The organism is Kushneria phosphatilytica (assembly GCF_008247605.1).
Lineage (GTDB): Bacteria > Pseudomonadota > Gammaproteobacteria > Pseudomonadales > Halomonadaceae > Kushneria > Kushneria phosphatilytica.
In genome coordinates this window covers 3,007,095-3,029,540 of the sequence record NZ_CP043420.1, presented here as the reverse complement: position 1 = coordinate 3,029,540, position 22,446 = coordinate 3,007,095, and the positions used below count along the sequence as shown (strand labels likewise).

Annotated in this window: 31 protein-coding genes; 24 read left to right on the top strand and 7 right to left on the bottom strand. The window is 58.2% G+C overall.

The window, feature by feature from the left end; genetic code table 11:
• Positions 1 to 6 precede the first annotated feature (6 nt).
• From rpsC to rplQ, 21 genes are all read left to right on the top strand, one after another.
• Complete coding sequence (gene rpsC / locus FY550_RS13975) at positions 7 to 711, top strand: 30S ribosomal protein S3 (protein WP_070977988.1); 705 nt, start codon at positions 7 to 9, stop codon at positions 709 to 711.
• Positions 712 to 722: 11 nt separating this feature from the next.
• Positions 723 to 1,136: a 50S ribosomal protein L16 gene (rplP, locus tag FY550_RS13970; protein ID WP_070977987.1), complete on the top strand. Its 414-nt coding sequence runs from the start codon at positions 723 to 725 to the stop codon at positions 1,134 to 1,136.
• Complete coding sequence (rpmC, locus tag FY550_RS13965) at positions 1,136 to 1,327, top strand: 50S ribosomal protein L29 (RefSeq protein ID WP_070977986.1); 192 nt, start codon at positions 1,136 to 1,138, stop codon at positions 1,325 to 1,327. The genes rplP and rpmC overlap by 1 nt, the downstream gene beginning before the upstream one ends.
• 2 nt (positions 1,328 to 1,329) lie before the next feature.
• Positions 1,330 to 1,590 (top strand): 30S ribosomal protein S17, encoded by a 261-nt coding sequence (rpsQ, locus tag FY550_RS13960; RefSeq protein WP_070977985.1) that lies wholly within the window; start codon positions 1,330 to 1,332, stop codon positions 1,588 to 1,590.
• Positions 1,591 to 1,640: 50 nt separating this feature from the next.
• A complete protein-coding gene (rplN, locus tag FY550_RS13955; RefSeq protein WP_070977984.1) occupies positions 1,641 to 2,012 on the top strand; it encodes a 50S ribosomal protein L14 in 372 nt (123 codons plus the stop codon).
• A 16-nt stretch (positions 2,013 to 2,028) separates the two neighbouring features.
• On the top strand, positions 2,029 to 2,346 hold the full coding sequence (gene rplX, locus FY550_RS13950; RefSeq protein WP_149054613.1) for a 50S ribosomal protein L24: 318 nt from the start codon (positions 2,029 to 2,031) through the stop codon (positions 2,344 to 2,346).
• A gap of 18 nt (positions 2,347 to 2,364) precedes the next feature.
• Positions 2,365 to 2,904 carry a 50S ribosomal protein L5 gene (gene rplE, locus FY550_RS13945; protein ID WP_070977982.1) on the top strand — a complete coding sequence of 180 codons (540 nt, stop codon included), beginning with the start codon at positions 2,365 to 2,367 and terminating at the stop codon, positions 2,902 to 2,904.
• 10 nt (positions 2,905 to 2,914) lie between these two features.
• Positions 2,915 to 3,220, top strand: coding sequence for a 30S ribosomal protein S14 (rpsN, locus tag FY550_RS13940; protein ID WP_070977981.1), 306 nt, complete (start codon positions 2,915 to 2,917; stop codon positions 3,218 to 3,220).
• 20 nt (positions 3,221 to 3,240) lie between these two features.
• Positions 3,241 to 3,633: a 30S ribosomal protein S8 gene (gene rpsH / locus FY550_RS13935; protein ID WP_070977980.1), complete on the top strand. Its 393-nt coding sequence runs from the start codon at positions 3,241 to 3,243 to the stop codon at positions 3,631 to 3,633.
• Between the two features lie 9 nt (positions 3,634 to 3,642).
• Positions 3,643 to 4,173, top strand: a complete 531-nt coding sequence (gene rplF / locus FY550_RS13930) for a 50S ribosomal protein L6 (protein ID WP_070977979.1) — start codon at positions 3,643 to 3,645, stop codon at positions 4,171 to 4,173.
• A gap of 9 nt (positions 4,174 to 4,182) precedes the next feature.
• On the top strand, positions 4,183 to 4,533 hold the full coding sequence (rplR, locus tag FY550_RS13925; RefSeq protein ID WP_070977978.1) for a 50S ribosomal protein L18: 351 nt from the start codon (positions 4,183 to 4,185) through the stop codon (positions 4,531 to 4,533).
• Positions 4,534 to 4,544: 11 nt separating this feature from the next.
• Positions 4,545 to 5,048, top strand: coding sequence for a 30S ribosomal protein S5 (gene rpsE / locus FY550_RS13920; protein WP_070977977.1), 504 nt, complete (start codon positions 4,545 to 4,547; stop codon positions 5,046 to 5,048).
• A gap of 5 nt (positions 5,049 to 5,053) precedes the next feature.
• Positions 5,054 to 5,242 (top strand): 50S ribosomal protein L30, encoded by a 189-nt coding sequence (gene rpmD, locus FY550_RS13915; protein WP_070977976.1) that lies wholly within the window; start codon positions 5,054 to 5,056, stop codon positions 5,240 to 5,242.
• Positions 5,243 to 5,244: 2 nt separating this feature from the next.
• Positions 5,245 to 5,679, top strand: coding sequence for a 50S ribosomal protein L15 (gene rplO, locus FY550_RS13910; RefSeq protein ID WP_070978016.1), 435 nt, complete (start codon positions 5,245 to 5,247; stop codon positions 5,677 to 5,679).
• Positions 5,680 to 7,014 (top strand): preprotein translocase subunit SecY, encoded by a 1,335-nt coding sequence (gene secY, locus FY550_RS13905; RefSeq protein WP_149054612.1) that lies wholly within the window; start codon positions 5,680 to 5,682, stop codon positions 7,012 to 7,014.
• Between the two features lie 24 nt (positions 7,015 to 7,038).
• Positions 7,039 to 7,152 carry a 50S ribosomal protein L36 gene (rpmJ, locus tag FY550_RS13900; RefSeq protein WP_070977974.1) on the top strand — a complete coding sequence of 38 codons (114 nt, stop codon included), beginning with the start codon at positions 7,039 to 7,041 and terminating at the stop codon, positions 7,150 to 7,152.
• Positions 7,153 to 7,277: 125 nt separating this feature from the next.
• Complete coding sequence (gene rpsM / locus FY550_RS13895) at positions 7,278 to 7,634, top strand: 30S ribosomal protein S13 (RefSeq protein WP_070977973.1); 357 nt, start codon at positions 7,278 to 7,280, stop codon at positions 7,632 to 7,634.
• A 37-nt stretch (positions 7,635 to 7,671) separates the two neighbouring features.
• The gene (rpsK, locus tag FY550_RS13890; protein ID WP_009723883.1) at positions 7,672 to 8,058 is read left to right on the top strand and encodes a 30S ribosomal protein S11; all 387 of its coding nucleotides are present in this window, start codon (positions 7,672 to 7,674) and stop codon (positions 8,056 to 8,058) included.
• A 12-nt stretch (positions 8,059 to 8,070) separates the two neighbouring features.
• A complete protein-coding gene (rpsD, locus tag FY550_RS13885; RefSeq protein WP_070977972.1) occupies positions 8,071 to 8,691 on the top strand; it encodes a 30S ribosomal protein S4 in 621 nt (206 codons plus the stop codon).
• 50 nt (positions 8,692 to 8,741) lie between these two features.
• Positions 8,742 to 9,740, top strand: coding sequence for a DNA-directed RNA polymerase subunit alpha (locus FY550_RS13880; RefSeq protein ID WP_070977971.1), 999 nt, complete (start codon positions 8,742 to 8,744; stop codon positions 9,738 to 9,740).
• A gap of 40 nt (positions 9,741 to 9,780) precedes the next feature.
• On the top strand, positions 9,781 to 10,167 hold the full coding sequence (gene rplQ, locus FY550_RS13875) for a 50S ribosomal protein L17 (protein WP_149054611.1): 387 nt from the start codon (positions 9,781 to 9,783) through the stop codon (positions 10,165 to 10,167).
• A gap of 92 nt (positions 10,168 to 10,259) precedes the next feature.
• On the opposite strand, the gene uvrA is transcribed toward rplQ, so the two are convergent.
• The gene (gene uvrA, locus FY550_RS13870) at positions 10,260 to 13,091 is read right to left on the bottom strand and encodes an excinuclease ABC subunit UvrA (RefSeq protein WP_149054610.1); all 2,832 of its coding nucleotides are present in this window, start codon (positions 13,089 to 13,091) and stop codon (positions 10,260 to 10,262) included.
• A gap of 290 nt (positions 13,092 to 13,381) precedes the next feature.
• Between uvrA and ssb the strand changes: the two genes are divergently transcribed.
• The 3 genes from ssb to FY550_RS13855 all read left to right on the top strand — a co-directional run bounded on the left by ssb (position 13,382) and on the right by FY550_RS13855 (position 15,950).
• The gene (gene ssb, locus FY550_RS13865; protein ID WP_070977970.1) at positions 13,382 to 13,936 is read left to right on the top strand and encodes a single-stranded DNA-binding protein; all 555 of its coding nucleotides are present in this window, start codon (positions 13,382 to 13,384) and stop codon (positions 13,934 to 13,936) included.
• 380 nt (positions 13,937 to 14,316) lie between these two features.
• Entirely contained in the window at positions 14,317 to 15,195 is an 879-nt protein-coding gene (locus FY550_RS13860) for a sugar nucleotide-binding protein (protein WP_149054609.1), read from the top strand.
• The gene (locus FY550_RS13855) at positions 15,192 to 15,950 is read left to right on the top strand and encodes a lysophospholipid acyltransferase family protein (protein ID WP_070977969.1); all 759 of its coding nucleotides are present in this window, start codon (positions 15,192 to 15,194) and stop codon (positions 15,948 to 15,950) included. Before FY550_RS13860 ends, FY550_RS13855 begins: the two co-directional genes overlap by 4 nt.
• A gap of 44 nt (positions 15,951 to 15,994) precedes the next feature.
• Here FY550_RS13855 and fabB read toward each other — a convergent pair whose 3' ends face one another.
• The 6 genes from fabB to FY550_RS13825 form a co-directional block, all read right to left on the bottom strand.
• On the bottom strand, positions 15,995 to 17,212 hold the full coding sequence (fabB, locus tag FY550_RS13850; protein WP_149054608.1) for a beta-ketoacyl-ACP synthase I: 1,218 nt from the start codon (positions 17,210 to 17,212) through the stop codon (positions 15,995 to 15,997).
• 13 nt (positions 17,213 to 17,225) lie between these two features.
• Positions 17,226 to 17,741: a 3-hydroxyacyl-[acyl-carrier-protein] dehydratase FabA gene (gene fabA, locus FY550_RS13845; RefSeq protein WP_070977968.1), complete on the bottom strand. Its 516-nt coding sequence runs from the start codon at positions 17,739 to 17,741 to the stop codon at positions 17,226 to 17,228.
• A gap of 160 nt (positions 17,742 to 17,901) precedes the next feature.
• Positions 17,902 to 19,326 (bottom strand): deoxyribodipyrimidine photo-lyase, encoded by a 1,425-nt coding sequence (gene phrB, locus FY550_RS13840; protein ID WP_070977967.1) that lies wholly within the window; start codon positions 19,324 to 19,326, stop codon positions 17,902 to 17,904.
• A 91-nt stretch (positions 19,327 to 19,417) separates the two neighbouring features.
• On the bottom strand, positions 19,418 to 20,362 hold the full coding sequence (locus FY550_RS13835) for a MerR family transcriptional regulator (RefSeq protein WP_070977966.1): 945 nt from the start codon (positions 20,360 to 20,362) through the stop codon (positions 19,418 to 19,420).
• A 167-nt stretch (positions 20,363 to 20,529) separates the two neighbouring features.
• Positions 20,530 to 20,931, bottom strand: a complete 402-nt coding sequence (locus tag FY550_RS13830) for a sirohydrochlorin chelatase (protein ID WP_070977965.1) — start codon at positions 20,929 to 20,931, stop codon at positions 20,530 to 20,532.
• A 373-nt stretch (positions 20,932 to 21,304) separates the two neighbouring features.
• Positions 21,305 to 22,321 (bottom strand): lipopolysaccharide kinase InaA family protein, encoded by a 1,017-nt coding sequence (locus tag FY550_RS13825; RefSeq protein WP_168169307.1) that lies wholly within the window; start codon positions 22,319 to 22,321, stop codon positions 21,305 to 21,307.
• Between the last annotated feature and the right edge of the window lie 125 nt (positions 22,322 to 22,446).

Sequence of the window (22,446 nt, the reverse complement as noted above, 5' to 3'; positions counted from 1 at the left end):
GACCAGATGGGTCAGAAAGTCAATCCAGTCGGGATTCGTCTCGGTATCGTCAAGGACCACACTTCCGTGTGGTATGCCGAAGGCGGTGCCTATGCCGACAAGCTGAACAACGATCTGGAAGTACGTCGTTTCCTGTCGGAGCGCCTGAAAAACGCTTCCGTCAGCCGCATTCAGATCGAACGTCCTGCCAATAATGCTCGAATCACTATCCATACGGCCCGTCCGGGGATCGTGATCGGCAAGAAGGGCGAGGATGTGGATCGTCTGCGTCGCGATCTGACGCAGATGATGGGCGTGCCGGTGCACGTCAATATCGAAGAAGTGCGCAAGCCTGAGCTTGACGCCTCTCTGGTAGCGCAGAATGTTGCCGGTCAGCTCGAGCGCCGTGTGATGTTCCGCCGTGCCATGAAGCGTGCAGTGCAGAACGCCATGCGTCTCGGTGCCAAGGGTATCCGGATTCAGCTTTCCGGCCGTCTCGGTGGTGCCGAAATTGCACGGACCGAGTGGTATCGTGAAGGTCGTGTTCCCCTTCATACCCTGCGTGCCGATATCGATTTCTCGGTTCATGAGGCGCACACCACTTACGGTGTCATCGGCGTCAAGGTATGGATCTTCAAGGGTGAAATCCTCGGTGGTATCGAGGAAGTTCGGGCCAGGCAGAAGCAGTCTCAGCAGCAGCAGCCGGCACCCAAGAAGAAAGGCTCCAGGTAAGGGGATAGGCGATGTTACAGCCCAAGCGTACCAAGTTCCGCAAACAGCAAAAGGGCCGCAATCGTGGCCTGGCGCACCGCGGCAGCAGTGTCAGCTTCGGCGAGTTTGGCCTCAAGGCAACCGGGCGTGGTCAGATCACTGCCCGCCAGATCGAGGCCGGTCGTCGTGCCATCACTCGTCACGTAAAGCGTGGCGGCAAGATCTGGATTCGGGTATTTCCCGACAAGCCGATCTCCGAAAAGCCGCTTGAAGTCCGTATGGGTAAGGGCAAGGGCTCCGTCGAGTACTGGGTTGCCCAGATCCAGCCGGGCAAGGTCCTCTACGAGATCGAAGGCGTTTCCGAAGAGCTGGCTCGTGAGGCCTTCCGTCTGGCAGCGCAGAAAATGCCCATTGCCACCACCTTTGTAAAACGGACGGTGATGTAATGAAAGCACAGGAACTTCGTGACAAGTCGACCGAATCGCTCAACGAGCAGCTTTTCGAACTGCTGCGCGAGCAATTCAATCTGCGCATGCAGAAAGCGACCGGCCAGTTGAGCCAGACCCATCTGCTCAAGCAGGTGCGTCGTGATATCGCACGCGTCAAGACTGTGCTCAACCAGAAATCAGGTAACTGAACATGGCCGAAGCAAAGAATACCCGTAGGCTCACCGGCAGGGTGGTGAGCGATCGGATGGAAAAATCCATCGTCGTGCTGATCGAGCGCCGGGAACCGCATCCGCTTTATGGCAAGATCATGAAGCGCTCCACCCGACTGCATGCTCACGATGAAACCAACCAGGCTCACGTCGGTGACATGGTCTCGATTGAAGAGTGCCGGCCGATTTCGAAACACAAGGCCTGGACACTGGTTGAAGTAGTCGAGCAGGCGAAGGGCTAACTGCCCAAAGGCGCCCGACTCGTGCATCAGTTCAGGTTCGGAGATAACCGATGATTCAGACACAGACAATGCTGGACGTCGCTGACAACAGTGGCGCACGCCGCGTCCAGTGCATCAAGGTGCTGGGCGGCTCTCACCGCCGCTACGCGCGTGTAGGCGACGTCATTAAAGTGACGGTCAAGGAAGCGATTCCACGCGGCCGTGTCAAAAAGGGCCAGGTGCTCAAGGCCGTTGTGGTACGTACACGTAGCGGTGTCCGCCGCCCGGATGGTTCGCTGATCCGCTTCGATGGCAATGCGGCGGTTCTGTTGAACAACGCCAATGAACAGCCGATTGGCACGCGTATCTTCGGGCCGGTGACGCGTGAACTTCGTAACGAGAAGTTCATGAAGATCATCTCCCTGGCGCCCGAAGTGCTGTAAGGAGCGAGGCAGAACCATGCGCAAGATCAAACGTGACGATGAAGTCATCGTCATCGCCGGCAAGGACAAGGGGAAGCGTGGCACTATTAAACGAGTGCTGCAGGACGGCCGTTTTGTCGTCTCGGGTGTGAACATGATCAAACGTCACACCCGCCCCAACCCGATGGCGGGAAATCAGGGTGGTATCGTCGAGCGCGAGGCGCCGATTCACGGATCCAACGTCGCCATCTTCAACGCGGAGACCGGACGTGCCGATCGTGTCGGCTTCGAGGTGAAAGAGGACGGTACCAAGGTCCGTATCTACAGGTCGACGCAGAAGCAGATCGACGCCTAACGCGAGTCGAGTAGCAACATGGCGAACTTGAAACAGCAATACAGTGACGAGGCTAAGGCCGCGCTCAACGAGCAGTTCGGCTATGCCAACGTAATGCAGGTGCCGCGCATCACGAAAGTGACGCTGAACATGGGCATCGGCGAAGCGACCAGCGATAAGAGGCTGATCGATAACGCGGCGTCCGATCTGGAGAAGCTTTCCGGTCAGAAGCCAATCGTGACCAAGGCGCGCAAATCCGTTGCCGGCTTCAAGGTTCGCGAAGGCTGGCCGATCGGTCTCAAGGTGACTCTGCGTCGCGAACGTATGTGGGATTTCCTTGACCGTCTGGTTAATGTGGCTATCCCGCGTATTCGTGATTTCCGTGGCCTCAATCCGCGTGCCTTTGATGGGCGCGGCAATTACTCCATGGGTGTGCGCGAGCAGATCATCTTCCCGGAAATCGAGTACGACAAGGTAGATCGCATTCGCGGGCTGGACATCACGATCACCACGACCGCCGGCACCGATGAAGAAGGCCGTGCGCTGCTCGGCGCGCTGAGCTTCCCCTTCCGGAAATAAAGGTGTAATCATGGCAAAGAAAAGCATGGTCCAGCGTGAACTCAAGCGTGACGAGCTGATCAAAAAGTATGCAGCTCGCCGCGCTGAGCTCAAGGCGATCATTCATGACGTCAATACGACGGAAGAAGATCGCTTCGAGGCGCAACTGCAACTGCAGAAGCTCCCACGCGATTCCAGCCCGGTCCGTCGGCGTAACCGCTGCCGGATCACCGGCCGTCCTCACGGCTACTACAACAAGTTCGGTCTTGCACGTAACAAGCTGCGTGAAGCAGCGATGCGCGGCGATGTACCGGGCTTGACCAAGTCCAGCTGGTAATCGCTTCAGGAGCGCCATCAATGAGCATGCAAGATACTCTGGCGGATATGCTCACCCGTATCCGCAATGCGCAGCAGGCCACCAAGGCATCGGTGACGCTGCCTTCCTCGAAGGTCAAGGTTGACGTTGCGCGAGTACTGAAGGAAGAGGGCTACATCGCCGACTATTCCGTCGAGGGTGACGTCAAAAGCCAGCTGACCATCGAGCTCAAGTACTTCGAAGGCAAGCCGGTCATTGAGCACATTCAGCGCGTCTCGCGGCCGTCCCTGCGCATCTACAAGGGCAAGAACGAGCTGCCGCGCGTGGCTGAAGGTCTGGGCGTTGCGATCGTTTCCACCTCCAACGGGGTGATGACCGATCGCGCAGCCCGACAGGCTGGCGTCGGCGGTGAAGTCATCTGCACCGTATTCTAGGAGTCAGAGATGTCCAGGATCGCAAGATATCCGATCAGACTGCCCAGCGGCGTGGAAGCCACGTTCGAGGGTGACCAACTGACCGTCAAGGGCGGTCAGGGGCAGCTGGAGATGAACGTCCACCGTGATGTGAAGATCGAGCAGCAGGACGGTATGCTGACCTTCGCCCCCAGCGACAATGCGCGTGGCTGGGCGATGGCCGGTACTACCCGGGCGCTGGTCAACAACATGGTGCTTGGCGTTACCGAAGGCTTCAGCAAGACACTGGAGATCACTGGTGTGGGTTATCGCGCCCAGGCCAATGGTCAGACACTCAACCTTACGCTTGGCTTCTCGCACCCGATCGAGTATCAGGTGCCGGAAGGTGTCTCGGTGGAGACGCCGCGTAACACCACTATCGTACTCAAAAGCATCGACAAGCAGCTTCTGGGTCAGGTGGCGGCCGAAATCCGCGCCTTCCGTCCGCCCGAACCCTATAAGGGCAAGGGTGTTCGGTATGGCGATGAGCGCATCCGGCGTAAAGAAGCCAAGAAGAAATAAGGCAGGGTTATGAACGCGAAGAAAGAAGCTCGTCTCCGTCGTGCCCGCCGCACGCGCGCCAAGATCCGCGAGCTTGGCATTTATCGTCTGAGCGTCAACCGTACACCGCGTCACATGTACGCTCAGATCTTTTCCGCCGACGGCAGCCAGGTGCTGGCCAGTGCCTCGACGCTCGACAAGACGTTGCGCAGCGATGCGACCGGCAATGCCGATGCGGCTGCACGCGTGGGTACGCTGCTGGCCGAGCGGGCGAAGGAAGCCGGCATCACTCAGGTGGCCTTCGACCGGTCCGGCTATCGCTATCACGGTCGCGTCAAGGCCCTGGCCGACGCCGCGCGTGAAGGCGGTCTGCAATTCTAAAGGGGTCTACGATGGCGAATAATGAACAGCGCGGCAGCGGCGATCTGCAGGAAAAACTGGTTCAGATCAACCGCGTCGCCAAGGTGGTCAAGGGCGGCCGTATCTTCGGCTTTACCGCACTGACGGTGGTCGGTGACGGCAATGGCCGCGTCGGCTTCGGTCGTGGCAAGGCACGCGAAGTGCCGGTCGCGATTCAGAAGGCGATGGACCAAGCGCATCGCAACATGGTCAAGGTCGAATTGCGCGGTCATACCCTGCAGTATCCGGTACGCGCCAACCATGGTGCTTCCAAGGTTTACATGCAGCCGGCTTCCGAAGGTACCGGTATCATCGCCGGTGGTGCGATGCGCTCGGTGCTCGAGCTGGCCGGTGTGCATGACGTCCTGGCGAAGTGTTATGGTTCGACCAACCCGATCAACGTGGTGCGTGCCACCGTGAAGGGGCTGGCATCGATGCATTCACCCGCCGATGTGGCAGCCAAGCGCGGTCTGTCCGTTGAAGCGATTACGGAGTGAATGTCATGTCTGCCACGATCAGGGTTACTCAGGTACGCAGCACCATTGGTGTTATCGAAAAGCACAAGGCCACAATCCGTGGACTGGGGCTGCGTCGCATCAATCATACCGTTGAGCTGGAAGATACCCCGGCTGTTCGCGGCATGATCAACAAGGTGAACTACCTTGTGCGCGTCGAGGGAGCTCAATCATGACGATGAAACTCAATACGCTCAGCCCTGCTCCGGGGTCGAAGCATTCGGCCAAGCGGGTCGGGCGTGGTATCGGCTCTGGGCTGGGCAAAACCGCCGGCCGTGGTCACAAGGGTCAGGCCTCGCGCAGCGGCGGTTCGATCCGGCCCGGCTTCGAAGGCGGACAGATGCCGCTTCAGCGGCGTCTGCCCAAGTTCGGTTTTACCTCGCACAAGGCGATGGTTACCGAAGAAGTCAGGCTGCATGAGCTGGCAAAGGTTGAAGGCGATGTGGCCGATCTTGAAAGTCTCAAGAAGGCCAATGTGCTGCGCAATGCCACGCGCCATGCGCGCGTCATGCTGGCCGGCGAGCTCGATCGGGCCATCACCGTGCGCGGTCTGAAAGTCACCAAGGGCGCGCGGGCTGCAATCGAAGCGGCCGGCGGCAGGGTCGAGGACTAAATGGCCAAGTCAGGAAACGTACCGGCAGGCTCCCAGAGCGGACTCAGTGAACTCTGGGCCCGCCTGCGCTTCGTGTTCATCGCGATTGTGGTGTACCGTCTGGGTGCCCACATTCCGGTGCCCGGTATTGATCCTGACCAGCTCGCTGCCCTTTTCAGGGAAAACCAGGGCACCATCCTGAGCCTGTTCAACATGTTCTCGGGTGGCGCCCTGCAGCGCATGAGTATTTTCGCGCTGGGCATCATGCCCTACATCTCCGCGTCGATTATCATGCAGCTCCTGACCGTGGTCTCGCCGCAGCTCGAGCAGCTGAAGAAGGAAGGCGAGGCCGGCCGACGCAAGATCAATCAGTACACGCGCTACGGTACCGTGGTGCTGGCACTGATTCAGTCGATCGGTATGGCAGTGGGACTGGTCAGCAATGGGGTCGCCTATCACGCTGATTTCAGCTTCTACTTTACAGCGGTCGTCACGTTCGTGGCCGGCGCCGTGTTCCTGATGTGGCTGGGTGAGCAGATTACCGAAAAGGGGATCGGCAATGGTATTTCGCTGATCATCTTTGCTGGTATTGTGGCCGGTCTGCCGAGTGCGCTGGGGCAATCATTCGAACTGGCACGCAATAATGGTGCCTGGAATGTTCTGCCGCTGCTGGCTCTGGCAGCGCTGGCGATTGCCACGGTCGCCTTCGTGGTGTTCATCGAGCGTGGTCAGCGGCGGATCAAGGTCAATTATCCGCGGCGTCAGGTTGGCAACAAGATGTATGCCGGCCAGAGCAGCTATTTGCCGATGAAGGTCAACATGGCCGGCGTCATTCCGCCGATCTTCGCCTCCAGCATTCTGCTGTTCCCGGCGTCGATTGGCCAATGGTTCGGCCAGGGCTCCGGTATGGAGTGGCTGACAACCGTTTCCCAGGCGCTGGGGCCGGGACAGCCGCTGTACATATTGCTGTTCTCCGCAGCGGTGGTGTTCTTCTGCTTCTTCTATACGGCACTGGTCTTCAACCCGAAGGATGTAGCCGACAATCTGAAGAAGTCAGGAGCATTTCTGCCCGGCATTCGCCCTGGTGAGCAGACCGCGCGCTACATCGACAAGGTGATGACGCGCCTGACCCTGTTCGGCGCTCTTTACATCACGCTGGTATCGCTGATGCCCCAGTTCCTGATGGTGGCCTGGCAGGTACCGTTTTATTTCGGCGGTACTTCATTGCTGATCGTGGTGGTGGTCATCATGGACTTCATGTCGCAGGTCCAGTCGCATCTGATGTCACATCAGTACGAATCGGTGATGAAAAAGTCCAACCTCAAGGGCTATGGCAGCGGCGGCATCATGCGCTGAGCCGGAACATTACTGGAGAGAACCATGAAAGTTCGTGCTTCCGTCAAGAAGATCTGCCGTAACTGCAAGATCATTCGACGTGGTGGCGCCGTTCGGGTCATTTGCACCGAGCCGCGTCACAAACAGCGCCAGGGCTGATTGCCCGCCGCGCTGATCAGGCAGGTTGCAGGCATGCCCCTTGATTGCCTCGGCATCAGGGGGTATGCTATTGCGCCTTTTGTAGTTGATTAACCGAGCAAGCCGCTCAAAGTCGGAGAAAGCTGATGGCCCGTATTGCAGGCGTCAATATCCCGGACAACAAGCACGCGGCGATCTCGCTGACCTATATCTACGGTATCGGCCGGACGCGTGCACTGGAAATCTGTGCCGCGCTCGATATCGCACCGAATACTCGAGTGGGCGACATCTCCGCCGAAAAGCTCGATGAAGTGCGTACCGAAGTCGGCAAGTATACCGTCGAAGGCGACCTGCGCCGTGAGATTACGCTGAATATCAAGCGTCTCATGGACCTGGGTTGCTACCGGGGTCTGCGCCATCGCCGCAGTCTTCCGTTGCGCGGTCAGCGCACGAAGACGAACGCGCGAACCCGTAAGGGACCGCGCAAACCGATTCGCAAGTAAACGCATGTCCGGCGTTTAGGATTCAGGAACATCAAACATGGCTAACCCGCGCAGTAACCGTAAAAAGGTTAAAAAGCAGGTAGTGGATGCGGTTGCCCACATCCATGCCTCTTTTAACAATACGATCGTGACGATCACAGACCGCCAGGGCAACGCCCTTTCTTGGGCCACTGCCGGTGGTTCGGGTTTTCGTGGTTCTCGCAAGAGCACCCCGTTCGCTGCTCAAGTGGCAAGCGAACGTGCAGCGACCGCTGCAGCCGAGTATGGTGTGAAAAACGTCGACGTGCTGGTCAAGGGCCCGGGGCCCGGCCGTGAGTCCGCCGTGCGCGCATTGAATGCCGCCGGTTTCCGAGTGCAGAGCATCACCGACGCAACGCCCATTCCCCATAATGGGTGCCGTCCGCCGAAAAAGCGCCGCGTTTAAGGAGACGGATTCATGGCACGTTATACTGGTCCAAGTTGCAAGCTGTCTCGTCGCGAGGGCACCGATCTTTTCCTCAAGAGCGGTGTGACTCCCTTCGAGAAGAAGTGCAAGTCCGAGACCCCCCCGGGTCAACATGGTCAGCGCCGTCAGCGTCTTTCCGAGTACGGCACTCAGCTGCGTGAAAAACAGAAGGTACGTCGCTACTACGGCGTACTGGAAAAGCAGTTCCGCAACTATTACAGGGAAGCAGCCCGGCAGAAGGGCGCAACCGGTGAAGTTCTGTTGCAGCTGCTCGAAACCCGACTGGACAACGTCGTCTATCGCATGGGCTTTGGCTCCACGCGTGCCGAGGCGCGTCAGCTGGTCAACCACAAGGCGATCTCCGTCAACGGTCGTACCGTCAACATTCCGTCCTATCAGGTACGTCCCGGTGATGAAATCGCCGTACGTGACAAGGCGAAGAACCAGACCCGTATCCAGCAGGCCCTGTCGCTGGCCGGTAACCGCGGCGACGTGACCTGGATCGATGTCGACACCGGCAAGATGACGGGTACCTTCAAGGCCCTGCCCGAGCGTGGCGACCTGTCTGCCGACATCAACGAAAACCTGATTGTCGAGCTGTACTCCAAGTAACCCGTAAGTGTGACTTCGAGTATCCGTTTGGCAGCCTGATAGGTATTCATATGCAGCGTTCAGTAACAGAGTTTCTTCGACCGCGCGATATCAAGGTCGAAGAAGTCAACGCCAATCACGCGCGAATCGTGCTTGAGCCGTTCGAGCGCGGTTTCGGTCATACGCTGGGCAATGCGCTGCGTCGCATTCTGCTGTCGTCGATGCCCGGTTGCGCCGTGGTGGAAGCCGAGATCGAAGGTGTTCTGCACGAGTACAGCGCGATCGAGGGCGTGCAGGAAGATGTCATCGAAATCCTGCTCAATCTCAAGGGTGTGGCAGCACGCATGCACGGCCGTGATGACGTGGTGCTGACGCTGAGCAAGCAGGGGCCGGGTGTCATGACAGCGGGCGATATCGCGGTCGACCACGATGTCGAGATCGTCAATCCTGATCATGTCATCGCTCATCTTAATGATGGCAGCGAGCTCAAGATGCAGCTGCGGCTGATGCGTGGCCGAGGTTACGAGCCGGCTGACGTGCGTGCTCAGCAGGATGATGAAACGCGTGCTATCGGTCGGCTTCAGCTTGATGCTTCCTATAGCCCCGTGCGTCGTGTCTCCTATGCCGTAGAGGCTGCGCGTGTTGAACAGCGCACCGACCTCGACAAGTTGGTCATCGATCTTGAGACCGATGGTACGCTGGATCCTGAAGAAGCAATTCGCCGTAGTGCGACCATTCTTCAGGAGCAGCTTGCTGCCTTCGTTGATCTCGAAGCCGACAAGGAGCAGGAAGTCGAAGAGGAAGAGGATCAGATTGATCCGATTCTGCTTCGACCTGTCGATGATCTCGAGCTGACCGTACGCAGCGCCAACTGCCTGAAAGCCGAAAACATCTACTATATCGGTGATCTGATTCAGCGCACCGAAGTAGAATTGCTGAAGACGCCCAACCTTGGCAAGAAGTCCCTGAATGAAATCAAGGACGTGCTCGAGGCTCGCGGTCTGTCGCTCGGCATGCGGCTGGAAAACTGGCCGCCGGCGAGTCTGAAGGACGACAAGGCTTCCGCCTGAACGGGTGACTCGAGTCCAGGATCTGTAAGGAATCACAACCATGCGTCATCGTAAAAGCGGTCGTCATCTGAGTCGTACCAGTTCGCATCGCCATGCCATGTTCCAGAACATGTGCGTGTCGCTGGTCGAGCATGAAATGATCAAGACCACTCTGCCCAAGGCCAAGGAGCTGCGGCGTTATATCGAACCTTTGATCACCCTGTCCAAGAATGACAGTGTGGCCAATCGTCGATTGGCTTTCAGCCGGACACGCAACAATGCGACCGTCGGTAAGCTCTTCAATGAGCTGGGACCTCGCTACAGCGAGCGCCCGGGTGGCTACGTTCGTGTCCTGAAGTGCGGTTTCCGCGCTGGCGACAACGCCCCCATGGCTTACGTCGAACTGGTCGATCGACCGGTACTGGAAGAAGCCAGCGGCGACGAGTAAGTCGTCAGGCAGCTTCCTGCCGTCGACTCTGACAGACGACAGGTAATGAAAGAGGCCGACCCTTTTGGGTCGGCCTCTTTTTTGCTGAACATTCAGTAACCGCGTTCGAACAGCGGAAGAAGGAAGCGCCCGGTATGCGAGTGCTCAAGCCTTGAGACCTGTTCAGGCGTTCCTTCGGCGATGATCTGACCGCCACCAGCACCGCCTTCGGGTCCCAGGTCAATCAGCCAGTCCGCAGTCTTGATGACATCCAGATTGTGTTCAATGACCACGATGGTATTGCCGTGATCACGCAATCGATGGAGGACCGATAGCAGCTGATTGATATCCTCGAAGTGAAGGCCGGTGGTCGGCTCGTCAAGGATATAGAGCGTGCGCCCGGTATCTCGTTTGGCCAGTTCCCTTGCCAGTTTGACGCGTTGTGCTTCACCGCCCGACAACGTGGTAGCACTCTGCCCAAGTCGAACATAAGACAGGCCCACATCCATCAGCGTCTGCAGTCGACGTGCAATGGCCGGCACGGGAGAGAAAAATTCGAGGGCTTCCTCGACAGTCATCTCCAGCACTTCGTGGATATTGTGCCCCTTGTAGTTCACTTCGAGGGTTTCACGGTTATAGCGCTTGCCACCACAGACATCGCAGGGCACGTAAATGTCCGGCAGAAAGTGCATTTCAACCTTGATCAGCCCTTCGCCCTGACAGGCCTCACAGCGCCCGCCCTTGACGTTGAATGAGAAACGTCCGGGCTTGTAACCTCGTGAGCGAGCTTCCTCGGTACCGGCAAACAACTCCCGGATCGGTGTGAAAATTCCGGTGTAGGTCGCCGGGTTGGAACGAGGTGTCCGGCCGATGGGGCTCTGATCGATGTCGATGATCTTGTCGAGGTGATCAAGCCCCTGAATCTCCTTGTAGGGCGCGGGCGTCAGGCTGGTAGCGTTGTTAAGCTCCCTGGCAGCGACCGGCATCAGGGTTGAATTGATCAGGGTCGATTTGCCGGACCCGGATACCCCGGTGACACAGACGAAAAGGCCCAGAGGCAGGGTCAGATCGACATTGGAAAGATTATGGCCACTGGCCCCGGTCAGGCGTATAACGCGATCTTCGTTAATGGGGGTGCGCGAAGCCGGAATATCGATGCGCCGGCTACCGGCCAGGTAGCGGCCGGTCAGGGATTCCTCGTTGCGCTCGATTTCGTCGGGCGTACCCTGCGCAACAATGTGGCCACCATGGACTCCGGCACCGGGCCCGATATCAAGCACATGGTCGGCCGAGCGAATGGCCTCCTCATCATGCTCGACCACGATCACCGTATTACCGAGATCGCGCAACCGGGTCAGTGTCTGCAACAGTCGGTCGTTATCACGTTGATGCAGGCCGATCGAGGGTTCATCGAGGATATACATGACCCCTACCAGGCCGGCGCCGATCTGGCTGGCCAGACGAATGCGCTGTGCCTCGCCACCCGACAGGGTATCGGCACTGCGTTCCAGGGTCAGATAGTCCAGGCCGACATTGACCAGAAATTCCAGGCGGCTACTGATCTCGTGAAGGATGCGATTGGCAATCTCACCCTTGCGGCCGGGGATGGCCAGCTGATTGAAGAACTCCCGGGCGTCGCCGATCGGCATGCGGACCACGTCCGGCAGCGAGGTGCCGGTGACGAAGACATGGCGTGACTCACGACGCAGGCGGCTGCCATGACAGGTGGGGCAGGCCTGTACCGAGAGCAATCGGGCCAGGTCATCGCGCACCGTATTTGAATCGGTCTCGCGGTAACGTCGCTCCATGTTGGGCAGTACCCCTTCAAAGGGGTGCTCGCGAGTCACCTTGCGTCCGCGGTCGTTGACGTAACTGAAGGCAACCGATTCGCGGCCACTGCCATGGAGCACTACATCCCTGGCACGTTGTGGTAGCTGTCGCCAGGGCGTTTCCAGTTCAAATTTGAAGTGGGCGGCTACGGCTTCGAGCTGGTTGAAGTAGTAGATACTGCGACGATCCCAGCCCTTGATAACGCCTTCGGCCAGAGAGAGCTCCTGCTGGCGAATCAGCTTGTCCGGATCGAAGTACTGCAGTACTCCAAGCCCATCGCAACTGGGGCAGGCCCCGGCCGGATTGTTGAACGAGAACATGCGTGGTTCGAGCTCGGAGATCGAATAGCCGCAGACCGGGCAGGAAAAACGGGAGGAAAACACCATGTCTTCCCTGTCACCATCCATGAAGTGCAGGATGGCGGCACCATCGGCAAGATTCAGGGCCGTCTCGAAGGATTCTGCCAGACGCTGCTGGAGATCATCCCGGATACGCAGGCGGTCGACGACCACGCTGATGTCGTGTTTGCGGTTCTTGTCCAGCGTCGGCAGCTCATCGAACTCAAAGGTAGTGCCATCGATGTGTACCCGCACGAAACCCTGTGCGCGCAGTTCGGTCAAGAGCTGCTGATGCTCACCCTTGCGGCCCTTGATCACTGGTGCCAGCAACATCACCCGAGTGCTGTCTTCCAGTGCCAGAGTCTGATCGACCATTTGTGAGACCGTCTGTGCCTCCAGATCGATATCGTGATCGGGGCAGCGCGGCGTGCCGGCGCGTGCAAACAGCAGGCGCAGATAATCATGGATTTCGGTAATGGTGCCGACGGTCGAACGCGGATTGTGCGAGGTCGATTTCTGCTCGATGGAGATGGCCGGTGATAGCCCTTCGATGTGATCCACATCGGGCTTTTCCATCATCGACAGGAACTGACGCGCGTAGGTGGACAGCGATTCGACATAACGTCGCTGCCCCTCTGCATAGAGCGTATCGAACGCCAGTGAGGACTTGCCGGAGCCCGACAGACCAGTGACCACGATCAACCTGTCACGAGGGAGTTCAACGTCGATGTTCTTCAGATTGTGGGTACGCGCCCCGCGCACCGAAATGCGATCCATACCTACCTCGCTACCAGGCTCAATGGAATACTATAGGCGGTGGCCCGAGCTCCCCGCAAAGACAACCGCCTTTCCCGGCAGGGTGCCGGGTCGGTAGAATAGTTCAGTGGCGCGACTCATGCCGGATGCGCTTGTCATATCGTCCCGGGCGCCCTGCTGTGACCTGATCGGCAGATGTCGACCAGGACAGTGAATATCCATACAGTATACAATACCTGACGCTGTCAAGGTGTGATGCCTGACAGTCAGGTCATTCAGGCGTCCTGCGCCGCACGACAGAGGAGAGAGACATGGCCCGAGGGGTGAACAAGGTCATTCTGATCGGCAACCTGGGACAGGATCCGGAAGTCCGCTATCTGCCTTCCGGAAATCCGGTGTGCAATCTGCGCCTGGCGACCACGGACAGCTGGACGGATCGCCAGAGTGGTCAGCGCCAGGAGCGCACCGAATGGCACAGCGTCGTGATGTTCAACAAGCTGGCTGAAATCGCGCAGCAGTATGTCAAAAAAGGCTCGCGCATCTATGTTGAAGGTCGCTTGCAGACACGCAAGTGGCAGGGGCAGGATGGCCAGGATCGCTATACCACCGAGATCGTGGCCAACGATATGCAGATGCTCGATACGCGAGGCGGCGAGGGCGGTAATTTCGCCGGGAGTCAGCAGAGCGGCAACAATTATGGTGGTGGCGGCCAGCAGGGTAATAATTACGGTGGTCAGCAGGGTGGTCACTATGGCAGCAGTCAATCGAATGGTGGCCAGCAGGGCAATCAGGGCAATTCCGGGCAGGGTCAGGGCGCACCCAATCCGGGAAGCTTCGATGATTTCGATGACGAGATCCCCTTCTAGTCGTCGCCTGCCGCTCCCCCCTGCTTCGGCTTTCTCGGTTCTGCTGATCAGTCGATGATGAGCGATTTGCAGTCCGGTCGATCTGGCATCCGGAGAGCGAAGCCATTTTCCATTATTGCTTGTCTCCGGTTGCCGGTATGGCGCTTTCCGACGGTGAGCCAATGCAGGTGGGGCAGGGCGCTGAAGGCCGGACAGAAAGGGGGGCGCTCAAGCGAGACAGTATGGCTGTTTATGGTCACGTTCGGGGCCCTCTGATGGATGCTCCACTCTCCGATTTTCTGTAAAGTGGGCGCCCGGTGCGATACAGGCGCCTTCCTGTCCTGCCGCTACGATGCTGCCCACCTCGACAGGCTCACTCCGATGCACTCAGATCGAATGACATGAAGCTATATCTACTCGATGCAGAGCACTGTCTGGGACATGCGCTAAGCCGGCTTTGCCAGTCACGTGGTGATGTTGAACTGATCACTTCAGAGGACACTTCGACGGATGCGGCAACGCTCGAACGCTTGCGTCCCGATGCGGTATTGCTTCCTCCGCTGGGGCGGCCTGCTGATATCGATCCCGGTCTGGTGTTCGAACATTCCGAGGCCGTGGAGCGCCTCCTTGAGCACTGTCTGAGTGTGGGTGTGCCGCTGGTCTGGTGTGTCAGTGATCAGATATTCGAGCAGGGCAGTGCGCAGCCGATTGAAGAGACCGCCATACCCGCGCCATATGATGAGGGGCTCAAGCGGATGGTATCAGTCGGCAATTTGATTCGGGCACGCTTGCCGGAGCACTTCATCCTGCGCATTGGACCGCTTTTCGGACTTTCCGGACGCGATGCCTGGCTTGAAGAAATGTTGGTGGCACTGGAGCAGGGCGAAACCCTGCGTGCCGCCGAAGACAGTCTGATCTGCCCCACTTCGGTAGAGGCACTGGCCATGGCGCTGATCGGTATGCTGCAACAGCAATACCACGGTGCCCACGCCTGGGGGGCCTATCATCTGGCCGGTGTCGAATCGGTTAGCCCCTTTACCTTTTTGTCCGTGGTGCGGCATCAGCTTGAAACTCGTTTGCGGGGATTGTCGGTGGATATTGAGCCAGGCCAGGTAGCTCCCCTGCATCATCACCATGATGAACCGCTAAAGCGTATTCTCAACTGTCGTCGGATGCTGGAGACCTTTGGCATCCACCAGAAGCCCTGGCGAGTGGAAATCGACAGAATGCTTGAGCGCTGGTGCGCCGAGCATCACGGGGGCGGAGAGACCCTGCCATGAAGTTGCTGCGTAGCCTGCTGTTCTACATGGGATACCTGTTGGCCATTGTGGTGGCAGCTTTCACACTGGTTCCTGTGGCAGCCTGCCTGCCTCTGAGACATCGTTTCAGGGTGCTTAATCAGTACAATCGTTTCATTATCTTCTGGTTCGGTCTCTGCTGTGGCGTTCGTTACCGCATCGAGGGGCTCGGCAATCTGCCTGATCGTCCCTGTGTGGTGCTCTCCAATCATCAGAGTGAATGGGAAACCCTCTATCTGCAGCTGCTCAAGCCGCCAATGTGTACGGTATTCAAGAAGGAGTTGCTTAATATTCCGATTTTTGGCTGGTCACTGAGACTGATCTGGCCGATCCCACTGGATCGCACCAATCCCTCGAGTGCGGTACGCAAGGTCCTGACCGAGGGCGCAGAGCGTTTGAAGGCGGGCATGTCGGTGCTGATTTTCCCTGAAGGTACCCGGGTGCCGCCAGGGCACCGACGGCCTTTCAAGAAAAGCGGTATTCATGTGGCCTGCCGGGTCGGGGCGCCGATCGTACCGGTGGCGCATAATGCCGGTGAGCGCTGGCCTGGGCGGCGGCTGGTGAAGTCGCCGGGGCAGCTGACAATGGTCGTAGGCCCGGTGATTGAAACCGAGGGGCGTCGGCCCAATGAGGTGCTGGCGGAAGTGGAAAGATTCGTGGAGACAGAGCTCGCCCGCATCTCGGAAGTGCCGCGTCCGGCGGGACCAGATGAGCCCGAGGCCAAAGTGGCTGGTTAAAGGTTGGAAGCGTGCGCCGGGCGGATGCCCGGCGCACAGAGTCTTCAGTCGGTCATGCGGCTGAAGACCAGACAGGCATTGGTCCCCCCGAAACCGAAGCTGTTGGAGAGCGCTCGATTCAGGGTGACGTTATCCCGACGCTGACGCACGATATCAAACCCTTCGGCGGCAGGGTCGATCTCTTCAAGATTGGCCGACGCGCAGATAAAGCCCTGTTGCATCATCAGTAGCGTATAAATGGCCTCCTGGGCGCCGGTCGCTCCCAGCGAGTGCCCGGTCAGAGACTTGGTCGACGAGAGCGGGGGGACGTTGTCGCCGAAGACGTCACGCAGACCGCGGAGTTCACTGATGTCTCCGACCGAGGTCGAGGTGCCGTGAGTATTGATATAGTCGATCGGTTCCTGCACGTTGGCCAGCGCCTGGCGCATGCAACGGGCCCCGCCTTCGCCGGAGGGCGCGACCATGTCGTAACCATCCGAGTTGGCGCCATAGCCAATCAGTTCGGCGTAAATTTTTGCGCCGCGGGCACGGGCATGCTCAAGTTCCTCCATGACCAGCATAGCGCCGCCGCCGGCAATCACGAAGCCGTCACGGTTGCTGTCATAGGGACGTGAGGCACGCTCTGGTGCATCATTGAAGCCGGTCGAGAGCGCACCCATGGCATCAAACAGGCTGGACAGGGTCCAGTGTTCTTCTTCGCCACCCCCGGCAAAGACGATGTCCTGCTTGCCGAGTTGAATCTGCTCCATGGCGGCGCCGATACAGTGTGCCGAGGTGGCGCAGGCCGAGGAGATCGAATAATTGACCCCCTTGATGGCAAATGGTGTCGCCAGACAGGCCGAGACCGTACTGCCCATGGTCCGGGTAACCCGATAGGGGCCCACCCGGCGCAGTCCCTTTTCGCGCAGCACATCGGCAGCCTCGACCTGGTTGGCCGAAGAGGCACCGCCGGAACCGGCGATCAGACCGGTGCGGGTATTGGAAATATCATGCGGTTCGAGACCCGCATCCTCGATGGCCTGTTGCATTGAAACATGAGCATAGGCCGCAGCATCGCCCATGAAGCGGCGCTGCTTTCGGTCCACCAGGGCATCGAGATCGATGTCGACCGTGCCGGCCACATGGCTGCGCATGCCACGTTCGACATATTCTTCACGAAAGCGGATCCCGGAGCGCCCCTCTTTCAGGGAGCTCAGGACCTGATGCTGGTCATTGCCCAGGCAGGAGACGATGCCCAGGCCGGTGACTACCACTCGTCGCATGGGAGCCTCCCGATCAGAAGTTCGCTGTGGAAGTGAAAAGGCCGACACGCAAGTCGTTGGCCTGATAAATCTCACGGTCATCCACGGACAGGGTGCCATCGGCAATGCCGAGGATAAGCCGGCGGGTAATCACACGTTTCATATGAATGTGATAGGTCACCTTGTGGGCGTCGGGCAGTATCTGACCGGAGAACTTGACCTCGCCACAGCCCAGCGCTCGCCCCTTGCCGGGATTGCCGAGCCAGCCCAGATGGAAGCCGACCAGCTGCCACATCGCATCCAGACCGAGACAGCCGGGCATGACCGGGTCCCCCGGGAAATGGCACTGGAAGAACCAGAGATCCGGATGAATATCCAGCTCAGCGATCAACTCGCCCTTGCCGTATCGACCACCTTCTTCATGAATATGTGTGATGCGGTCGAGCATCAGCATGTTCGGTGCCGGCAGCTGGGCATTGCCGGGTCCGAAGAGTTCGCCACGACTGCATTGCAGTAGCTGCTCATGGGTAAAGGAGTGTTGCTTCGTCACTGATTCTTTCCGGAAATCATTGGAATTGGGCCTGTGTCGGGCGCGCTCCAGTGTACTGGCAGGCATGATTGAATGCACGCCACGGGTACCAACAGGGGAGGCATTGTGTCACATCCGGCATACACATGACGATGGATTGTGGTCTCGGCTCAGGCCCCGTTCAGTCATCGCTGGACGAACTGAAGGCGTCGAGCGCGCGCTGACGAGCGGCACGGTGATCAACAATGGGGTCCGGATAGCCGATTTCCCGACGCTGTTGCGGCTTGGGGTCATGCCGGTCACGTGGTGAAAGATCGGCCAGTTCCGGGAGATAACGAGCGATAAACTCCCCCTCGGGATCAAAACGCCTGGCCTGGGTGGTGGGGTTGAATATTCGAAAATAGGGTGCGGCATCGGTGCCGGTAGAGGCCGCCCACTGCCAACCGCCATTGTTGGAGCCGAGTTCGCCATCGACCAGATGCTTCAGAAAGAACTGTTCGCCGCGATGCCAGTGGATCAGTAAATGCTTGGTAAGAAACATGGCAGTGACCATGCGTAACCGGTTATGCATCCACCCCCGGCTGGTCAGTTGTTTCATGGCAGCATCTACCAGCGGATAACCGGTTCTTCCTTCACACCAGGCGGAAAAATCTTCGTCATTGTCCCGCCAGGGCACTCGGCGGGTCTCAAGCTTGTAGGGTTCGCCTCGGCTCAGGCGTGGATAACCGACCAACAGATGCTGGTAAAACTCGCGCCATACGAGTTCGCTGATCCAGCTGGTGAGGTTTTTATCGCCATCCCCCAGGTGCCCATGATTGCGGGCAGCCGCGGCATTGATGCACTGACGCGGTGAGATCATGCCCAGCGCAATATAAGGAGAGAGCTCGCTGGTCGCGGCGGTCTCCGGGAAATCCCTGTACTCCTTGTAATGGTTGGCTCGGGCATCGAGGAAGCTGGCCAGACGATCAGCAGCCGCCTCTTCTCCGGCGGGCCAGAATTCGCGGATCGAGGAAGTCGTTTGATCGCGTTCGGGCAATGCTGGCAGCTGATCGGTAGTAACATCCGACAGTGGCGCCTGGCGGGTAGGCGCTTCTCGCTGAGCAAGTTGAGTGGCACTGATTTGCTTGAGCCATGCCTTGAGAAAGGGCGTAAAGACAGAATAATAGTCGCCGCTTCCAGTCTTCAGAGTGCCGGGGGTGAAAAGGACCTGATCGGTATAGCGGTGGACAGCGATGCCGACTTCCGAGAATTTCGCCTGCACGCTACGATCACGCTGTTGCTCGTTGAGTCCGTACTCGTCATTGAAGTGCAGTGCTTCGACCTGTAACTCACGCGCCAGTTTCAGCAGGCTGGTGGGCGTGCTGTCAAAGGTGTCGGCGTCCAGGATTTCAAGAGGGATGCGCAAGGCCTTGAGCTGCTCGGCCAGGGCACCGATGCCACGCTGCCAGAAGTCGAGCTTGTTGGCGCCGTGTCCATGATTGCGCCACTGCTTGAGTGTTCTCACGATGACGCCGATGACAGGCCCCTGCTCGGCAGCATGAGCAAGTGCCGTGTGATCAATGGTCCGAAGATCGGTGCGAAACCAGACAAGTTGCCGCGAAGCCAAGAGACACCCCACTACAGTGCTGACAGGATATCGGCGTGGCCGATACCGGGAAGCGAACGAGGCGTGGCCTGTTCGCTTCTCCTGCGATTGTTCAGCCCGCTATCGGGTGATTGATCAGAGCGCGCAACTGACTGACTGCCTGAGCAGGATCGTCGTCCAGTGCCAGCAGGTCATGTGTACTGCAATCCTGTTCGCTGTCACGTGCAAAGGGCCCGCAGATGCACAAGGGGGCGTCGAGCTGCGAGCGCAGGTCAAACAGAGCGCTACGCGTTTCGCCGGTACGATCAGTTGTTCCGCCTGCCAACAGCACAGCCTGGGCGTTAATGCGTCGAGCCGTCATGGGCAGTTGGCCGAGCGGCACAGGTGCATCAAAAAAGGTGATGTTGAAGCCACCGCTGCTGGCCGTGAAGGCCAACAGCAACAGCCATAGCAGGCTGGGATCATCAGGTAACCGGCTCATCAGCAGCTTCGGCTCATTATGCTCAAGATTGCCATGATAGAGTCTCAGCCCCAGCCGGGTACGCAGGAAGGACTCAAAAAAGTGGCGCTGGGCGCAACCATCGGGTGTATTCTGCCAGCGCGTCTCCAGCTGCTCGACCACAGGTCGCCATAGTCTGGAAATGGCCGTATGTACCGGGTAAAGCCCCATACTGCGAGTAAAGAGGGTGTCCAGCCGCGGCACATCGAAGGTCTCGACAGCCATTACCGCTTCCTGAGCCTGATGCTGCCAGTCAGCCTCAATCGAACCGGTAGTTTCCCTGGGAGCAGACGTAACGCTGCTGGTGGCGTTACGGTCAAGCAGATCACTGACCTGGCTGACCGGCACGCCGCGATTGAGCCATTGCAGTATGCGTTCAACCCGCTCGATATCCTCGCGAGCGTACAGGCGGTGTCCCTTGGGTGTGCGCCTTGGTTGAATCAACCCGTAGCGCCGCTCCCAGGCGCGCAGGGTAACGGAGTTGACGCCGGTCAGCCGCGAGACCTCGCGAATCGGATACAGGGGACCACCGGCGGCTTCGCTCAGGTGCTCTGTCATGGCGTGACCAGACCTCCTCCACTTCTGTACAGCCTCTGTAGAAAAGAAGAATCCTGTGCAGAAGGATAATTAGCGTAGTATTGGGCTTGAGTGCTTTATTACCGCTTCACAAGCCGTAAGTGAATACCAACTAGTGAGTGGTATTCCCCTTGATCGTGTGACAGTAATTATTGTACATGGGAGCCGTCTTGTACAAGTGTCGAGTCCGTATCGCGTGATTCCACGATATGAACAACGGCTTCGATGAAAGCTGGATGCTGCCCAACCGGATCCAGTAGATCCATTGAGACTGACGGATGAGCTTCGCGGAGCGCTTTCAGTTGGCCGGGGACATCTTCGCGTAGATGGCGCCCGGCAGCGAAAAATAGCGGCAGTATATCGATGTGTCGCATGTTTTCACTGGCCAGGTGGGCCACCACATCCTCGAGCAGAGGATCGCAGAGTTCCATATTGGCCAGCCTTACCGGCATGTTCATGCGAGCCCGAACATGTTCTTCCATGGCCTGAAAGGGGGCCTGCCAGCGCGGGTCAGTAGAACCGTGGGCAAGTAGTATCAGGGCTTTGTTCACGTATATTCTCCGGGGTCATGACGTGACCGCGTTACCGACAGGGTTGAATAATAGACATTGTCGAATGACTGTCAGCCCGTGTCATTGACGGCAGGAAAAACCTGTCCCGATCCTGTACGTCAGTATTCATTGCAATGGTAGGCTTCGCTCTGGAGAGTGATCATAGCGGTTACAGAACCGTGCGTCATGGGCGATACATCAATTCGCAAAGCCCCTGGTATGGTCTGATGCTTCATGTACAGATCTTGTATAGCGCCATATTACCCTGTGGCTTTATGCCCATCCCGGGATCAGTTCAATTCATTCGAAAGCACCCGATTGGTGCGGTAATCCGTCTGCCTGATCCGTATGTTTCTCTTTAATCCTGTTCGCTTTACGGTGGGCTCGAAGCCCGGGCGGGCAGGGCATTCCGGGCAGTTAATGGTAAGAGCGCCCGGTTTCTATGATCAGTCAGCAAGCGCGCTTCGAAGGCAGCCAGATCGAGCGCCTTTTGTGAAGCGTTCATCACCAGTCGACGCTTGCTGACTCTCTTGCTGATTCGGTAGTGGCAGGCCATCAGCAGAATCTGTTGCGCTCGCGGGGCTTCGACCGCCTCGCCGGCGATGTTACCGAAGATGTTTCGCGCCTGCTCATGACGCCCCGAAACTCCCTGCGATGGATCTCCAAGATCACGCATCAACTTGCCAACATGCAGGGCGGTGGCGATGAGTGGATTCCTGACCGAGGTGCACATCCGCCCGCAATCGATCACTCGCATGGGGATCGATGGGTCCTCGGGAACCATGATGTGCCCCGCATTGAGATCGAGATGACAGATACGATGGGTATACAGCTCTCTTAACAGCGCCTCGAGACGATTGATCAGTCCCTTTCGGTCGTCAACCTGTTCGGTTGATTGCCAGACTTCGCCAAGTGGTCGCCAGCCGCTCAGATATTCATGAATAAGGATTTGGCGGTCTGGCAGGCCGTGACGTACGCGTTCTCCCAGCGCCAGGGTTCTGACGCCATTCGGGGTGTGGCTGTCCAAAAAAAGATTGTGGCGGGTTTCTGCCGTACCGTGATCATAGCGCAGCAGTACATTGCTTCTCCCCAGCAGGGCGCCGATACGCGTTCTCAGCGAGGTCATTGCCACTTCCTTGGCAAAGCAGGGCAGTGGGTCGATGTTCAGACGAAAAGCCTGTCGACCCTTGTAGTTCCTGAGCATGACGAGTTGCGTCGGATGGCCACCTCGCTGATGGCTGTCCATCAGACGCGCTGCCGCTTCGGCTTCGCTGCCGTGAAGCCACCACTGCCAGCCGGAGTCGGAAAAGACGAAAGGACCCGAAAAGAGGGTTTTCAGGAAGCGGGGGCGGAATGAATGTCGGCCGGTCAGTGTTTCATGGTCAATCATCAGCATACTGCTCGCAGCAAGGAAGCCCTTTGCTGGGGGAGCTTCTCTATTGCATATATGTCGTTTGTTAGGCGGTTAACGATTTGGACATATTGTATCTCTTAATATTTTCTTAAGCCATGGTT

Bases quoted from the DNA above. Each gene is read 5' to 3' on its own strand.
- rpsC (WP_070977988.1), top strand. From the start codon at position 7: ATGGGTCAGAAAGTCAATCCAGTCGGGATTCGTCTCGGTATCGTCAAG.
- rplP (WP_070977987.1), top strand. From the start codon at position 723: ATGTTACAGCCCAAGCGTACCAAGTTCCGCAAACAGCAAAAGGGCCGC.
- rpmC (WP_070977986.1), top strand. From the start codon at position 1,136: ATGAAAGCACAGGAACTTCGTGACAAGTCGACCGAATCGCTCAACGAG.
- rpsQ (WP_070977985.1), top strand. From the start codon at position 1,330: ATGGCCGAAGCAAAGAATACCCGTAGGCTCACCGGCAGGGTGGTGAGC.
- rplN (WP_070977984.1), top strand. From the start codon at position 1,641: ATGATTCAGACACAGACAATGCTGGACGTCGCTGACAACAGTGGCGCA.
- rplX (WP_149054613.1), top strand. From the start codon at position 2,029: ATGCGCAAGATCAAACGTGACGATGAAGTCATCGTCATCGCCGGCAAG.
- rplE (WP_070977982.1), top strand. From the start codon at position 2,365: ATGGCGAACTTGAAACAGCAATACAGTGACGAGGCTAAGGCCGCGCTC.
- rpsN (WP_070977981.1), top strand. From the start codon at position 2,915: ATGGCAAAGAAAAGCATGGTCCAGCGTGAACTCAAGCGTGACGAGCTG.
- rpsH (WP_070977980.1), top strand. From the start codon at position 3,241: ATGAGCATGCAAGATACTCTGGCGGATATGCTCACCCGTATCCGCAAT.
- rplF (WP_070977979.1), top strand. From the start codon at position 3,643: ATGTCCAGGATCGCAAGATATCCGATCAGACTGCCCAGCGGCGTGGAA.
- rplR (WP_070977978.1), top strand. From the start codon at position 4,183: ATGAACGCGAAGAAAGAAGCTCGTCTCCGTCGTGCCCGCCGCACGCGC.
- rpsE (WP_070977977.1), top strand. From the start codon at position 4,545: ATGGCGAATAATGAACAGCGCGGCAGCGGCGATCTGCAGGAAAAACTG.
- rpmD (WP_070977976.1), top strand. From the start codon at position 5,054: ATGTCTGCCACGATCAGGGTTACTCAGGTACGCAGCACCATTGGTGTT.
- rplO (WP_070978016.1), top strand. From the start codon at position 5,245: ATGAAACTCAATACGCTCAGCCCTGCTCCGGGGTCGAAGCATTCGGCC.
- secY (WP_149054612.1), top strand. From the start codon at position 5,680: ATGGCCAAGTCAGGAAACGTACCGGCAGGCTCCCAGAGCGGACTCAGT.
- rpmJ (WP_070977974.1), top strand. From the start codon at position 7,039: ATGAAAGTTCGTGCTTCCGTCAAGAAGATCTGCCGTAACTGCAAGATC.
- rpsM (WP_070977973.1), top strand. From the start codon at position 7,278: ATGGCCCGTATTGCAGGCGTCAATATCCCGGACAACAAGCACGCGGCG.
- rpsK (WP_009723883.1), top strand. From the start codon at position 7,672: ATGGCTAACCCGCGCAGTAACCGTAAAAAGGTTAAAAAGCAGGTAGTG.
- rpsD (WP_070977972.1), top strand. From the start codon at position 8,071: ATGGCACGTTATACTGGTCCAAGTTGCAAGCTGTCTCGTCGCGAGGGC.
- FY550_RS13880 (WP_070977971.1), top strand. From the start codon at position 8,742: ATGCAGCGTTCAGTAACAGAGTTTCTTCGACCGCGCGATATCAAGGTC.
- rplQ (WP_149054611.1), top strand. From the start codon at position 9,781: ATGCGTCATCGTAAAAGCGGTCGTCATCTGAGTCGTACCAGTTCGCAT.
- uvrA (WP_149054610.1), bottom strand. From the start codon at position 13,091: ATGGATCGCATTTCGGTGCGCGGGGCGCGTACCCACAATCTGAAGAAC.
- ssb (WP_070977970.1), top strand. From the start codon at position 13,382: ATGGCCCGAGGGGTGAACAAGGTCATTCTGATCGGCAACCTGGGACAG.
- FY550_RS13860 (WP_149054609.1), top strand. From the start codon at position 14,317: ATGAAGCTATATCTACTCGATGCAGAGCACTGTCTGGGACATGCGCTA.
- FY550_RS13855 (WP_070977969.1), top strand. From the start codon at position 15,192: ATGAAGTTGCTGCGTAGCCTGCTGTTCTACATGGGATACCTGTTGGCC.
- fabB (WP_149054608.1), bottom strand. From the start codon at position 17,212: ATGCGACGAGTGGTAGTCACCGGCCTGGGCATCGTCTCCTGCCTGGGC.
- FY550_RS13835 (WP_070977966.1), bottom strand. From the start codon at position 20,362: ATGACAGAGCACCTGAGCGAAGCCGCCGGTGGTCCCCTGTATCCGATT.
- FY550_RS13825 (WP_168169307.1), bottom strand. From the start codon at position 22,321: ATGATTGACCATGAAACACTGACCGGCCGACATTCATTCCGCCCCCGC.